The sequence below is a fragment of the Bacillus sp. AFS029533 genome (assembly GCF_002585125.1).
GTDB lineage: Bacteria > Bacillota > Bacilli > Bacillales > Bacillaceae_G > Gottfriedia > Gottfriedia luciferensis_B.
The window spans coordinates 1-13,042 of sequence record NZ_NUQC01000036.1 but is presented as its reverse complement, the minus strand read 5'-3'; the positions used below and the strand labels follow the sequence as shown (position 1 = coordinate 13,042).

Sequence of the window (13,042 nt, the reverse complement as noted above, 5' to 3'; positions counted from 1 at the left end):
AATGCTATACATTTCACGTACTTATAAACAAATTAAAACATTCAATTTTAAACTTAGAAATTAAAGGGAGAATTAACTATGAAAGAAAAGAAAACAAAACTAGTTTATAAAAATGCAATGATTTTTCAATGGTTTTTCAAAACTAGTTATTATTTGATGATCATCATATTGCTAATATATTTTTACATTTGTAATTCCTCTGGCTCATCAACATTTATTTATAATGAATTTTAATTTTATTAACTAATATTTATAGAGGTATTCAAATGACACCATACGAAAATTTACTATATTTTTTATTATTGATGTTATTATTCTTACCAATTGTTATTTATGGGTTAAGAGGAAAAAAGATAACATTTTACAATACGCTTGTTGGCTGGACACTTATTTTACTAATTTTTAAAGACGATATAAAACAGTTGTTATTTTTTATATGTTTTACTATTTTCCAATCAGTATTGGTCATTAACTATAGAAAGTATCGTGAGAAATACAATAATCCTCGTGTTTTTTATTTTTTAATCGTATTAACGTTATTTCCGTTAATTTTAACTAAGGTTCAGCCACTTTTAATTCCAAATTCAATAATTGGATTTTTGGGTATTTCATATGTAACTTTCAAATCAATCCAATTACTAATTGAAATAAGGGATGGATTAATCAAATCGTTAACATTATTTGAGTTTCTACAGTTCTTTTTGTTCTTCCCAACTTTTACGTCTGGTCCGATTGATCGATATCGAAGATTTGAGAAGGATTTCAAGAATAGCTTTGAACCTGAGGAATATAAAGTTCTTTTATTTAATGGTATAAACTTAATTTTTCGAGGGTTTCTTTATAAGTATATTATTGCCCATGCTATCAATTTGTATATTATTTCAAATGTCTATTTACATGAAGACCTATTTGTCTTAAAACTTTTATACATGTATGCATACAGTTTTTATTTGTTCTTTGATTTTGCAGGTTATAGTGCTTTTGCAGTCGGAGTTAGCTATTTATTAGGTATTCAAACACCACAGAACTTTAATAAACCATTTTTAAGTAGAAATATTAAAGATTTTTGGAATCGTTGGCATATGACATTGTCTTTTTGGTTTAGAGATTATGTTTATATGAGGCTAGTTTTTTTCTTACAAAAAAAGAAAATAATAAAAAATCGATATGTTATTTCGTATATTTCTTACTTTACTTTATTTTTTTTAATGGGTCTTTGGCATGGACTTGCGTTGCATTTCATTGTTTATGGTATCTACCATGCTATTTTAATTATTTGCTACGATCTATTTGAAAGGAAAAACAAAGAAAAGAAATTAATTCGGCGAACAAAATTCACTGATATACTTTCAATAATTATTACATTTCACTTTATTTGTTTTGGTTTTTTAATTTTTTCAGGAACATTATTCTAAAACAAATAATTAGACTTCAAATGAGGGATTAGATATGAAAAAAACTACTTTCGGTCCAATGTTTTTGGCTGTTATAGTTGTTATATTAATAATTACCATTCCAAAGCAATGGTTAACACCACTAGTTACAAATCGAACAGCTAGGCATCAATCTAGCTCACTTAGTCCTGCTATCTTCCAAGGTATTACAGTACAAAAACAAGTTATGAAAGATCCTACCATTATACCAATCTATGGTTCGTCTGAACTTTCAAGATTTGATCAGTTTCATCCTTCAAATTTTTTTAAGGCATATGATCCAAAATATACACCTTTCCTAATTGGAAGAGGAGGAACTCAATCTTTAATACATTTCCTTAGTTTATCTGCTAACTATTCAAGTCTAAAAGGGAAAAAGATAATTTTTATAATTTCACCACAATGGTTTAATAAAAGAGGATTAGATGAACAACGTTTTGACCCGAATTTTTCGAAGTTACAAGCAATTGAATTTGCAAAAAATAATAAAATCCCTATGGATATAAAAGAAAGAGCAATTAATCGATTACTTGATTATACAATAGTAAGAAATGATAAAATGCTTGCGACTTTGATGAGGCAGGCACTTGGAATGAAAACAGAAAAACTAACTAATAAACTAATTACTAATAATTTAGTCAATCCTTATTTATCAATTATAAATAAACAAGACGTACTTACATCAAAATTTAATTTTATCAGTAATATTAAAATAAATAATTACTCAACTTCAAAGAATAAATCATATAAAGAGCTGATGGCAATTGCAGAAAAAGAAGGAAAGAAAACAGCAACCAATAATCCATTTTATATTAGAAACAGTATTTATACATTGCATTTTGCTAATAAAATTAGTCAATTAAAGAACTCTAGATCCACAGCTTCCTATAAAGAATCACCTGAATATAAGGACCTACAACTGGAATTAGATTTATTAAAAAGCGCTGGCGCAAAACCACTTTTCATATCTATTCCAGTAAATGGGTACTTTTATGATTACGTTGGTTTTAAAAAAGAAGAACGTACTTTGTATTATAAAAAAGTATCTAAAGAAATTCGTGATTCTGGATTTGAAGTTGAAGACTTATCGAACCATGAATATGATAAATATTTTTTCAGAGATTCACTTCATTTAAGTTTAAAGGGATGGGTTTATGTGGATCAAGCAATGGAATCTTTCTTGCACAATAAAGAAAAAGTTAATAAAAATTCTCAAAACTTAGTGGTTAACTGATTGACCATGATTAAAATGTGTATATGAGATTAAATATTGGCCATAGAAAAAAGCTTCCGAACACAAAATTTGAGTGTTCGGAAGCTTTTTTTAAAATTCTTTACTTTAAGCAGCCATAGTTTCTATGTATGTAATCGTTCGCATGGATTAATAAATTCATAACTTCATATTTCTTTATTTCTTTACACATTAAATAACCTACTTAAAATGGCTAAGAAATTTTCTCTTAGACTTGGAACGAAGTAGATATTTATTTAAAGATTTTATTTTAAAAATGTGCTAGGCATTACAACAAGTACTACCTCTCCACGTGCACAAAGAATATCATTTGCGAATAATTCTGTATGAACTTTCCATTTTTTAGGATGGATTTCTTCAACAGTTCCAACTGCTTTTAGTGCAACATCTTGTGGTGTAGGTTTAAGATATTCTACATTAAGGGCAGCGGTTACAAATCTAGGTGGTACTGTGCCATCTCCTATTTCATTTCCATTCTTACGGTGTAAAGCGAGTGAGGCAGAACCTGTCCCATGACAATCAATTAACGAAGCTATTAATCCACCATAAATAAAACCCGGAATGCCCATGTACTTTGATTCAGGTGTAAAGATCGTAACTGTTTTATCACCTTGCCAACCAGTGCGAAGATGATGACCATCTTTATTTAAACGACCACATCCATAACACCAAGCGAAATCATCTGGGTAGATATCTTGAATTGCTTTTTCAATTACTTCTTCCATCATTCATCCTCCTTAATCGGTTTTTAAATAAAATTAATCATAATATGAGCAATCGTTCGATCATATTGTACTTTAAATATATACAAGGTCTTACTTATGTACAATAGTTTCCTGATAATTCCGTTAATATTAACTATACTTTTAAAGTAGAGTAATATTTTTCAAGTTTACAATTAACTAAAAATTATATGCACAAGGAGAATTACTATTGGAACTACTTCTTATTGTATTACTGATAATTTTATTTTTTGGAAAAAATTAGTTGGAAAATTTCATTACTTTTTCATAAATATCTTTATAGTTCAAATTATTATAAAATTCATTATCTAATTCATTAAGTTCATCAAGAATATCATCTTCGGATTTACCACTTCGATAGATTTCATTAGCTTTTTTAACTAATTTAGATAGGAAACTTATTTCTAATTTATCTAAGATCGCAACAGTTTCCTGCCAATGTTCGCCAGTCCAATTTAAGAAATATTGATCAAATCCACCGTTATTCAATTCCATTAAGAGACTATCTATTAAATAAAAATTTCTTTCATTTTCATTTAGGGCCACAACTCCCTTTTTCCTTTCTTTTTCCAAAATTTTATCAGACATCTCTAAATATAGATCTTCTGTATTTTTCATTTGATGAACTCCCCTGATATTTATATTTGCTTATAAATTTTAAAACTAATCCGACTTTTTTACTATCCTAACATATAAAAAAAACGACTAAATAGCCGATCAAAGTGCGATAGTTGAACAACACTATTTAAAATGGTAGTGGCCTTTCTGGACGATTTGGACAGTAAAAACAACTGGGATCCTTACATTATACCGTTTGGTTTACTCCCTTTATTTTTTACTTTAGGTTAAAACTCCCCTTGCCAGTTTCCATATCTATAGGCAATGATGAATGTTGATGAACTATAACCCAAGATTCGTTCACTTTTTTTAAAACATATGTGAACCGATTTGTCATTTGACGAAGTTTCTCTCCAGATTCTTCATGATAAGCAGCAAATATAACAGCACAATGAACAATTGCGAGATTTGAATCTTCATCAACTAGTAAGTCATTAAAATCTACTTTAAGTAAAACACCATCCACACTCAATCCATTAAACCAATCTTCCACATCTTCTTTCCATAAGGAAATACCCTTGCACTCCCAATTCTCCCAGCAATCGTAAATATGTATATCCGGAGCATACATATTTATGAATCTTTCAACATCTTTTTCGTAAACTGCTGATTTATAATTTTCAAGAACGTCCTGTACTTTAAAAAAACTACCCGTCATTAAATTCATCTCCTTATTAATTGGAAAAATAGTTTCTATTGATGAATTCTATATTCAACCATTTTTCCCTCTTTAAGTAAACTGCGAGTTAGAACAAAGCTCTCCTCATGGAAAGTACGCTTGACATTACATTTGTTGCAAAATAAACTTACTCTATGGAAAGTTAACTTTCCATAGCAAAGGGGGGAACACGTTGCTTAACCGTTTAGAAGAAATCCGCAAACAACGCGGAATTAAGCAAGAGGAATTAGCAACAGCTCTTGAAGTGTCAAGGCAAACGATTGGTTCTCTAGAAAACGGGCGTTATAACCCATCTATTCTTTTGGCGTTCAAGATTGCTCGTTATTTCGGTATGAGTATCGAAGACATCTTTATTTATGAGGAGGATGAAAGTATATGAAAAAAACTAATTTGATTTATTATCTTAAATTATTCATAACATTTCCCCCACTTATATAATGATATGTATAATAAAAATTTAATCCTTTATTTGATAATTCGTTATTCTAATAAACTACCAACTAGTTGAAGTTATAATAATTAACTTTAAATGTCCTCAAAATAAAAAAGAGGATTTCTCCTCTTTTTTAAAATTTCACATCCGAAATTTAGATTGTTTTCATCACTTCAATTACTTTATCAATATCATTTTTCGTAATCCAATAATGTGTAGCAAATCGCATCATTCCATCTTCATCCGGCGCAAAAGTAATAATTCCGTTCTCTTTAAAAATTGCTTCAATTTCCTCGGGACTTCTTCTCATATCAGTCATTTGGAAGAATACTAAATTAATATGAAGTTGAGATGTGTCAACATTAATTCCAGGGATTTCACTAAGTCTATTAGCTAAATATTGAGCATTTTCATGATCTTCTTGTAATCGTTTCGTCATTTTTTCTAATGCGATTAGACCAGCGGCTGCTAAAAATCCAGATTGTCTCCAGCCTCCACCTAGTAATTTACGTTTCTTTTTTGCTTTTTCAATAAATTCTTTACTTCCAGCAAGTATTGAACCTACAGGTGCACAAAGTCCTTTTGATAAACAAAACATTACCGAGTCACTATATTGAGATAATTCTTTAACATCTGTTTTTAAATAAGTAGCTGCGTTAAAAATCCTTGCACCATCTAAATGCACAGGAATATTTGCATCTTTTGCAATGCTATAAACTTGCTTCATGTAGTCAATATCAACAACAGATCCACTTGAATAAGCATTTTCTAAACAGATTAATGAAGTTTCTGGATAATGGATGTCATCTGGACGGATCGAATGTTTAATTCGGTTAATCTCCATCTTACCGTGAGTTGTTTGTAATGTTCTTAAGTGAACTCCGGCAATAATTGATGCAGCTCCTACCTCATGTTCGAATATGTGACAATCTTCTCCAAGAATGACTTCAGTACCACGATCACAATGTGTAAACAAAGCAAGCTGGTTACCAAATGTTCCACTTGGTACAAATAAAGCAGCTTCTTTTCCAACCATAGAAGCAGCTAGAATTTCTAATTTTTGTACAGTTGGGTCATCTCCATAAACATCATCGCCAACTTCGGCTAAAAACATTGCTTGTCTCATTTCATCAGTAGGATTTGTTACAGTGTCACTTCTTAAATCGATAAACTTCATTTTCATTCCCCTTTTTAACTGTTTTCAGAATTATCTAAACTAGTTTAATAGACGCATCGAGATTTGATTTCTAATACAAGTACCCATCTCGTTGTCGGAAATTGGAGGATAAATTTAGTCATTAAATGAGTTGTTTTTTTCAAATTCCTTTAAACCCATAAGCAAAAGCTTCTCAGTAATATCCTCAATTCCAGTATGATGATCTAGTGCAATTTGTTTAATCTTTTCTTTTATTGAATCTTTCACGAAAATAGTTAGTTGTTCTTGATTACTCGTAAACACAATAAAACCAGGTCTAGTAGAAAGCTTACCATCAATTAAACAGTTTTGTAAAATTTCAAAATCTTGTTCAATATTGGCATCAAGATATGGTAGTTTAATTGGTTTTACTTCAACCTTAATTGAATTGTTCATTAGATAAAGATTCATGTTTTGATGTCCAATGTGTTTATAAAATGAATCGATAATGCCAAAAATTGGGGCATTAATTGATTGAGGAATTGGAAATTGAAATGAGATCATGCCTCTTTTCGTACTATGACTCGCTTTTTTCATTTCATAAGCTTTTCTAAATCCACGGCTTGTCAGTTCTTCTTTATTTAAAAGTTCGCCCATATTCGTTTTTGCTACGATATCAGAGGTCTCATCAAGTTCGATGATTCGAGCTTTTTCATTCGAGTTTGGAATTTCATAAAGTCCAAATAAGTAAAACTCTAAGTCTTTTGTAAAAAAAGACTTTTTTCTTGATGCATTTTTTTGTGAGAATTTTAGATTTTCAATTTCTTCTTCGGGAATAAATACAGTTTGTCTACCTTTAAAATTTACTTTACTTGCGTTAATTTTTCCATTTTTTATATATTGATGAATTGTTGCTTTCGATACTCCTAATAAATTAGCTGTTTCAAGAACAGTTAGTCCTACTGGTTTTACAGTTTGGGACTTTAACAGATTAAGATCCTCTAGATAAAACCTCATTGTCCCATCGATTTGCCAATCTTCATAAACAAGTTTAAGTTTTCCAGCCTTCACATAATTGTAAATCGTTTGTTTCGATACACCTAACAGTTCTACTGCCTCATTTGTTGTAACAATCTCTTTCATTTTTTGATCTTGTTCTAACATTTGAATTCTTCCTTTTTTATTGTTTTATAGACTTATTATATCATAATTATTTCCAACAAATTGTTAAAAAGCAATTAAACAGATACAAATAAATCTATTTATTTATAAATAATTAATTATACGTGATTTGTTTAAAGTAGAATAATAGTGTATTTTTCTACCTTAATCATTTTTAGTTTATTTATATTTATAAAAAAATGAAGACATTAAGTTAATTAGAAAAAGTATTCAAATTAATGCTATAAATACATAGATTTATGTATAATAGATTATGAGGTGAGTAATATGGTTGTAAAATCAAATCTACTTATTACAAATTCAATGCATTTACCAACTACGAATCTAAATGAAGATAATATAATTGAGTATTTAATAGATGAAACTTACTTTCCTATTCTTCTACAAACAAAGTTTGAAAATGAAAAAAATCATCGTATGATCTATGAAGGTTTTTCTGATTTAGATATGATCTACTACTTTGTACATCAAAGAAAAGATATCCAAAAATCGAAACAACGAAAAGATAGTACAAAGATGGAATACATAAGAGAGTTAATGCAGTTTTTTCGATATTTGATGAAGAGTGAAGAATTTTTGCGACAGGATGTAGAATCTTATATAGAGACTTCATTTTTCAAAAATTTAAAACAAAGACATATCGATTCATATCAACAATGGCTATCTACTTATAAATACGGTCCGAACAATCAACAATATCGTGTTACAACTCTTTCAAGAAAACTTGTCATATTAAAAAGCTTTTTTAAGTTTTTATTTGATAGTCATTATGTTCAAGTACCTTTATATACTCGAATATTGAATGCAAAAATTACAAAGGATGATCTACCAAATCGCGATTTAGAAGAAAGTGAAGTTAAAGCATTGTTGAATTTTTATAATAGAAATATTTTAAAAACGACTATAATCAAATTATTAGCTACAACTGGTATGCGAATTCGGGAACTGGCTGAGGCAAATTGGGGTAAAGTTACAAAGGATTCAAACGGTTATTGGCTAGAAATTGTTGGAAAAGGAAATAAAAAACGTGAAGTTAAATTATTAAATCATGTTTTTGTAGATTTATGTAAACTAAGGAGTCGACGTGGTCTTTCAAATGTCATTTCGAAAACTGATTCAAGTCCATTCTTTCCGAATAAATTGAATCAACATTATTCGTTTAAATATTTATCAAAATATGTAATTGAAATGATAAAAGATTCTGGGTTACCTTTTGTAAAAGAACATAATCGATCAAGCAATATTAGTCCTCACTTCTTTCGGCATCATTATGCTTGTCGTTCAATTGAAAAAGGTGCGAGCATTTATCAAGTTAGTCGAAGTTTAGGTCATGAAAGTATTCAAACGACTGAACTTTATTTAGCAAAAATGATGAATCGAACACAAAATGCAAGTAATGTTTGGGATGATGAAAATTATTAAAAAGAAAAAACCCCATTCTTTTAAAAAGGGGTTTCTTTTTATATTTCATATTAGTTTACATAATATTATTATTAGTAAAATATAGAATAATTTGCGAAAATATAAATTGTGTCTAAAAGAGTGAACTTAAAGCTTTACAACTACCTCTGTTCCATCTTTTAATTTCGTATCAACAAGGATTAGTCCACTATTTTTTGAAAGTCCCTGTAGGAACGGTTTCAAATCTTTTCTATCAATTTTAGGAAAATTGAATTTACTGCCATTTTCATTAATTGCTTTATTTATTATACGATTAAGCAATTTTGATGTGATGATCACACTACCTAAATTTAAAACTGTATATGGAACAGGAATGGAGAATCGCTTTCCATCTATTTTCAACTTGACCTTTATCATAATCTACTCAATCACAACAAAAACTTTATCACCGTTTGATGAAGTGATGTCAACGATTTGTCCGACCATTTCGTTTTCGATTGCTTCGATTAGCAGATCAACGTTAATATCTTTTACATATTTTTCAGCCTCAGGAATTTTTTCAGCAATATTTGTACCTACTTTTAAAACTGCCTTTACAAGATTAATCGGTACATTAACATTAACATTATCTCCTACTTCGGAGTTAACACGAATCTTTAAGATTTTATTTCCGTATGGTTCTTTTTTTAGTGATACGCGTTCGGGCTGTTCTTTATCTTGTAAAATATTAATTAATTCACTTGCTTTATCCTTATCAATCTTGCCTTCTTCCATCAACGTTAAGATTCTTGAAATCTCGTCTTTCATTATTATTCCCCCTCTTTTAATAATTGAATGGCTTTCTCAGCCGTAATTTCGCCTTTTTCTAGCATTGTTACAATTTTTGATTTATCTATTTCTGGTTTCTTTTGAGTGGAATATCCAAGTGTAGAGATAATTTCATCTAACTTTCCTCTGACAGTCGGATAAGATATTCCTAGTTCCTTTTCGACCTCTTTAATATTTCCACGGCATTTAAGAAAAATCTCAATAAAATGGAGTTGTTCTTGGCCTAGAGCCGCTAATCTTGATACTTCAAATTCATTTTCGATTGTTGTCTGACAATGATTACAATGTAGCTTAGTAATTTTAAGTGCCTTGCTGCAAACAGGACAATTAGTGAGTAAAGGATACGTCATACTGTACTCCTTTCTTTTATTTAATCATATCATACACCATATATTTATTTTTTTAAACAAAAACTTAAAATTATTTATAAAAATTTATAGTTTAATTAAATTATTAAATGATTACATTAAATAAATTGATTCACCGAATACAAATGTTTAATGTTTTTATAAATGTTTACCTTTTTATTCAATAATTCAATTTGTATATTAAATATATTTATGCTTGGATCATAAAAGTAAAAAAAGACCCCTAAAGGAGTCTTTAAAAAATCTCTATGAGCATTATAGTATCATATTTTTTACCTATTCGCTTTCATTATCGACTAATACTCTCATTTCAATCAAAAATTCTTCTTTTTGATTCGGTGAATAATTATTATGTATTAATGACTCATATATATCACTTTTAACCGTTATTTGATGTGTATCTATATAATTAATAAGTCTTTGTAAGTTTGTAAAATAATCATCAGATGATACGCTTTTATAAGTAATGCAAATGTATTTTCCTTTGGGGATGGTTGAAACCTCTGTACCCGGTAATAGTAGTGTAGTTTGTTTTTTTGTTAAAACGGGTGTAAATAAATATTGATAGGTTACTTCACTAACATGTGTATAAGACTTATATGGCACAATGGCTCCGTAACCATAGTTCCTAAAACCTTCTGTGGATGCAGCAAATTTCTTCAATTTACTGTATGAGGCATTTAAAATATTTTTCGGGTCAATTCCATTTGCCTTCGTTTGTATGATTTGCATTTCTTCTTCGTACGAAAAAAACACTTCACCAAAATGAGGATAATCATTCTGTTTTTGCAATCCCTTTTTTGCATTTGCAATGATTTTTTCAATCTCAATTAATGAATCTATTTTTTTTCTGACAATTTCTTCTTGTTCTGTTAAAAAGGAGAAAAATTCATCCCTTTTTAGCCCCTGTACTTCTTTCATCTCTTCTAATGGTGTACCAATATATTTGAGTGATTTGATTAAATCGAGAAGATGAATTTGTGAATCTTTGTAATATCGATAATTCGTATCTGGATCGACATACGCTGGTTTAAATAAGTTGATTTTATCATAATATCGGAGTGCTTTAATCGAAATATTAACTAATTTGGATACCTCACCTATTGTATAAAGTTTTTCCTTCACTTCAATCACCTCCACTATCTTATTTTAGCAAAAAAAGCATATTCTTTATTCGAAAATATAGAATATGCTTTTTTGAATTATGATGCTGTTCGATATACTGGCATTTTCCAAGCAATTGTTAAACCAACACCACTCGCTAATAAGACTGTTGCAAAATAAAATGGATAGTTTAAGTCAATATCAAATAGGATTCCACCTATTATTGGTCCTATTACATTCCCAAAACTAGTAAACATTGAATTCATTCCACCTACAAAGCCTTGTTCATTTCCTGCAATTTTAGATAAATAGGTTGTAACAGCTGGACGCATTAAATCAAAGCCTAAAAATACTGTAAACGTCACTAGTAAAATCATAAAATATGAATTCACAATTGTCATCATAAACACCAGTATTGTTGAAAGGATTAAACTATATCGAATTAATCGAATTTCTCCCATCCATTTTGTTAAACGATCAAATAATGCTATTTGAGCAATCGCACCAACAATACCACCGCCAGTAATCATGATTGCGATGTCTTTTGGTGTAAAACCAAATTTATGATTTGTGAACAATGAAAATAGTGATTCAAAAGCTGACAAACCAAATTGTGAGATCAATATAACCATAAACGAGATAAAATACATCGGAGCAAAAATACGTTTTAATCCTGGTTTTTGTCCTTTATCCTCAATACTTTCTTGATTTCGTTCTGGCTCAGGAAGGATTGTAATCGATAAAACGCCTGCGAAAATTGCCAATCCTGCAGCGGAGAAAAATGGTATGCGTGGGCCATATTCTGCTATGAAACCTCCGACACCTGGTCCAACAATAAAACCTGTTGAAATTGCAGCCGACATATAGCCAAGTGCTTTTGCTCTAGTATCGACTGTAGTAACATCTGCTATAAATGCTGTTACTGCTGGCATTATGAATGCCGCACTTATTCCACCTAGCATACGTGAAATAAAAAGAACCTCAATTGTTTTACCCATTCCGAATAAAAACTCTGAGATACTAAAGATCATTAATCCAGTTATAATCATTTTTTTACGTCCGAACTGGTCTACCCAGCGACCTGCAATTGGTGAAAAAAATAATTGTGTAATCGCAAATGCAGCTACCATATAGCCTACAATTGTACCCGATATATTTAACTCATTGATAATTGAAGGTGTGACTGGAATAACTAGCCCAATACCTAAAAAAATAATGAATAAATTCATTAATACTAAAGATAACATGATGTTTTGTTTTTTCATCTAAACTCAACTCCTTTTAAAACTCTACAAAACATAATGTAAAGCCTCCTCTGAGGGGAGAGTCAATTGGTTTTTTTATTATTTTTTTATAAATCCGCTTTCATTTCTTTAAAATAAAAAAAGGAGCCTCTTTTAGAGAAGCTCATAGTTGTTGGTTCATTCTATTCATCTATTTAAAATCATGGATAACCTTTAAAATTTTCATATATTTAATGAGAATCTTATTTAGCGTGAAGAGTTTTTTGAAACATTCCGAGAATGCTCGATGTGACAAAACCAAGGATTAGCGCAAATGTTATATGCTGGTAAAGTCCAACATTATTGTTTGCTCCCATATGATGCCAAATATCATTTGGAAGCGATTTCCAAATAAACCACAAGCATGATGTTACAATAACTGTAATTATTGGTATAGTCAGCCGTTTCCCAAGTGATGAAGCAATAAACATCATTAAAGCTAAACCAAGAATTGGTGTACTACCAAAAAACCATTGAAGTATATGAAAATCGATGTTCTGCATCCATATCCCTCCTCATTCTAATTGTATGAGGAGGTTTTGCTAAAAAGTAATGAAATACCTTTATAAGTTAGAAATTCATA

General features: G+C 29.8%; 16 protein-coding genes. 5 read left to right on the top strand and 11 right to left on the bottom strand.

The annotated features are described in order from the left end of the window. Window positions 1–78: 78 nt before the first annotated feature. From dltX to dltD, 3 genes are read left to right on the top strand one after another with little or no spacing between them, the layout of a single operon-like run. Window positions 79–234 carry a teichoic acid D-Ala incorporation-associated protein DltX gene (dltX, locus tag COE53_RS18505; protein ID WP_091021304.1) on the top strand — a complete coding sequence of 52 codons (156 nt, stop codon included), beginning with the start codon at window positions 79–81 and terminating at the stop codon, window positions 232–234. Between the two features lie 32 nt (window positions 235–266). Next, window positions 267–1,415 carry a D-alanyl-lipoteichoic acid biosynthesis protein DltB gene (gene dltB, locus COE53_RS18500; RefSeq protein WP_025568364.1) on the top strand — a complete coding sequence of 383 codons (1,149 nt, stop codon included), beginning with the start codon at window positions 267–269 and terminating at the stop codon, window positions 1,413–1,415. A 34-nt stretch (window positions 1,416–1,449) separates the two neighbouring features. Further along, a complete protein-coding gene (dltD, locus tag COE53_RS18495; RefSeq protein WP_025568363.1) occupies window positions 1,450–2,667 on the top strand; it encodes a D-alanyl-lipoteichoic acid biosynthesis protein DltD in 1,218 nt (405 codons plus the stop codon). A 263-nt stretch (window positions 2,668–2,930) separates the two neighbouring features. On the opposite strand, the gene COE53_RS18490 is transcribed toward dltD, so the two are convergent. The 3 genes from COE53_RS18490 to COE53_RS18480 form a co-directional block, all read right to left on the bottom strand. Next, a complete protein-coding gene (locus tag COE53_RS18490) occupies window positions 2,931–3,410 on the bottom strand; it encodes a PaaI family thioesterase (protein ID WP_091021305.1) in 480 nt (159 codons plus the stop codon). 258 nt (window positions 3,411–3,668) lie between these two features. After that, complete coding sequence (locus tag COE53_RS18485) at window positions 3,669–4,046, bottom strand: DMP19 family protein (RefSeq protein WP_091021306.1); 378 nt, start codon at window positions 4,044–4,046, stop codon at window positions 3,669–3,671. A gap of 217 nt (window positions 4,047–4,263) precedes the next feature. Next, window positions 4,264–4,704, bottom strand: a complete 441-nt coding sequence (locus COE53_RS18480) for a YybH family protein (protein WP_180242448.1) — start codon at window positions 4,702–4,704, stop codon at window positions 4,264–4,266. A 193-nt stretch (window positions 4,705–4,897) separates the two neighbouring features. Between COE53_RS18480 and COE53_RS18475 the strand changes: the two genes are divergently transcribed. Then, entirely contained in the window at window positions 4,898–5,104 is a 207-nt protein-coding gene (locus tag COE53_RS18475) for a helix-turn-helix transcriptional regulator (protein ID WP_025568359.1), read from the top strand. 208 nt (window positions 5,105–5,312) lie between these two features. Here COE53_RS18475 and ltaE read toward each other — a convergent pair whose 3' ends face one another. Together ltaE and COE53_RS18465 are read right to left on the bottom strand one after the other, a co-directional pair. Continuing rightward, on the bottom strand, window positions 5,313–6,335 hold the full coding sequence (gene ltaE, locus COE53_RS18470) for a low-specificity L-threonine aldolase (RefSeq protein ID WP_091021308.1): 1,023 nt from the start codon (window positions 6,333–6,335) through the stop codon (window positions 5,313–5,315). Window positions 6,336–6,449: 114 nt separating this feature from the next. Beyond that, the gene (locus COE53_RS18465; protein ID WP_098948515.1) at window positions 6,450–7,457 is read right to left on the bottom strand and encodes a helix-turn-helix domain-containing protein; all 1,008 of its coding nucleotides are present in this window, start codon (window positions 7,455–7,457) and stop codon (window positions 6,450–6,452) included. 285 nt (window positions 7,458–7,742) lie between these two features. On the opposite strand from COE53_RS18465, the gene COE53_RS18460 reads away from it, so the two are divergent. Next, complete coding sequence (locus tag COE53_RS18460; RefSeq protein ID WP_069034023.1) at window positions 7,743–8,897, top strand: tyrosine-type recombinase/integrase; 1,155 nt, start codon at window positions 7,743–7,745, stop codon at window positions 8,895–8,897. Between the two features lie 126 nt (window positions 8,898–9,023). Here the strand turns inward: COE53_RS18460 and COE53_RS18455 are convergent, their stop codons facing one another. From COE53_RS18455 to COE53_RS18430, 6 genes are all read right to left on the bottom strand, one after another. Then, window positions 9,024–9,293: a hypothetical protein gene (locus COE53_RS18455; protein WP_069034024.1), complete on the bottom strand. Its 270-nt coding sequence runs from the start codon at window positions 9,291–9,293 to the stop codon at window positions 9,024–9,026. Window positions 9,294–9,296: 3 nt separating this feature from the next. Next, the gene (locus COE53_RS18450; RefSeq protein WP_069034025.1) at window positions 9,297–9,683 is read right to left on the bottom strand and encodes a hypothetical protein; all 387 of its coding nucleotides are present in this window, start codon (window positions 9,681–9,683) and stop codon (window positions 9,297–9,299) included. Window positions 9,684–9,685: 2 nt separating this feature from the next. After that, complete coding sequence (locus COE53_RS18445; protein ID WP_069034026.1) at window positions 9,686–10,054, bottom strand: DUF2089 domain-containing protein; 369 nt, start codon at window positions 10,052–10,054, stop codon at window positions 9,686–9,688. Between the two features lie 294 nt (window positions 10,055–10,348). Next, complete coding sequence (locus COE53_RS18440) at window positions 10,349–11,197, bottom strand: MerR family transcriptional regulator (RefSeq protein WP_069032619.1); 849 nt, start codon at window positions 11,195–11,197, stop codon at window positions 10,349–10,351. 77 nt (window positions 11,198–11,274) lie between these two features. After that, a complete protein-coding gene (locus tag COE53_RS18435) occupies window positions 11,275–12,441 on the bottom strand; it encodes an MFS transporter (protein WP_069032618.1) in 1,167 nt (388 codons plus the stop codon). A gap of 221 nt (window positions 12,442–12,662) precedes the next feature. Next, window positions 12,663–12,962: a hypothetical protein gene (locus COE53_RS18430; RefSeq protein WP_069032617.1), complete on the bottom strand. Its 300-nt coding sequence runs from the start codon at window positions 12,960–12,962 to the stop codon at window positions 12,663–12,665. Window positions 12,963–13,042: the final 80 nt, after the last annotated feature.

Bases quoted from the DNA above. Each gene is read 5' to 3' on its own strand.
- dltX (WP_091021304.1), top strand. From the start codon at position 79: ATGAAAGAAAAGAAAACAAAACTAGTTTATAAAAATGCAATGATTTTT.
- dltB (WP_025568364.1), top strand. From the start codon at position 267: ATGACACCATACGAAAATTTACTATATTTTTTATTATTGATGTTATTA.
- dltD (WP_025568363.1), top strand. From the start codon at position 1,450: ATGAAAAAAACTACTTTCGGTCCAATGTTTTTGGCTGTTATAGTTGTT.
- COE53_RS18490 (WP_091021305.1), bottom strand. From the start codon at position 3,410: ATGGAAGAAGTAATTGAAAAAGCAATTCAAGATATCTACCCAGATGAT.
- COE53_RS18485 (WP_091021306.1), bottom strand. From the start codon at position 4,046: ATGAAAAATACAGAAGATCTATATTTAGAGATGTCTGATAAAATTTTG.
- COE53_RS18480 (WP_180242448.1), bottom strand. From the start codon at position 4,704: ATGACGGGTAGTTTTTTTAAAGTACAGGACGTTCTTGAAAATTATAAA.
- ltaE (WP_091021308.1), bottom strand. From the start codon at position 6,335: ATGAAGTTTATCGATTTAAGAAGTGACACTGTAACAAATCCTACTGAT.
- COE53_RS18465 (WP_098948515.1), bottom strand. From the start codon at position 7,457: ATGTTAGAACAAGATCAAAAAATGAAAGAGATTGTTACAACAAATGAG.
- COE53_RS18460 (WP_069034023.1), top strand. From the start codon at position 7,743: ATGGTTGTAAAATCAAATCTACTTATTACAAATTCAATGCATTTACCA.
- COE53_RS18455 (WP_069034024.1), bottom strand. From the start codon at position 9,293: ATGATAAAGGTCAAGTTGAAAATAGATGGAAAGCGATTCTCCATTCCT.
- COE53_RS18450 (WP_069034025.1), bottom strand. From the start codon at position 9,683: ATGAAAGACGAGATTTCAAGAATCTTAACGTTGATGGAAGAAGGCAAG.
- COE53_RS18445 (WP_069034026.1), bottom strand. From the start codon at position 10,054: ATGACGTATCCTTTACTCACTAATTGTCCTGTTTGCAGCAAGGCACTT.
- COE53_RS18435 (WP_069032618.1), bottom strand. From the start codon at position 12,441: ATGAAAAAACAAAACATCATGTTATCTTTAGTATTAATGAATTTATTC.
- COE53_RS18430 (WP_069032617.1), bottom strand. From the start codon at position 12,962: ATGCAGAACATCGATTTTCATATACTTCAATGGTTTTTTGGTAGTACA.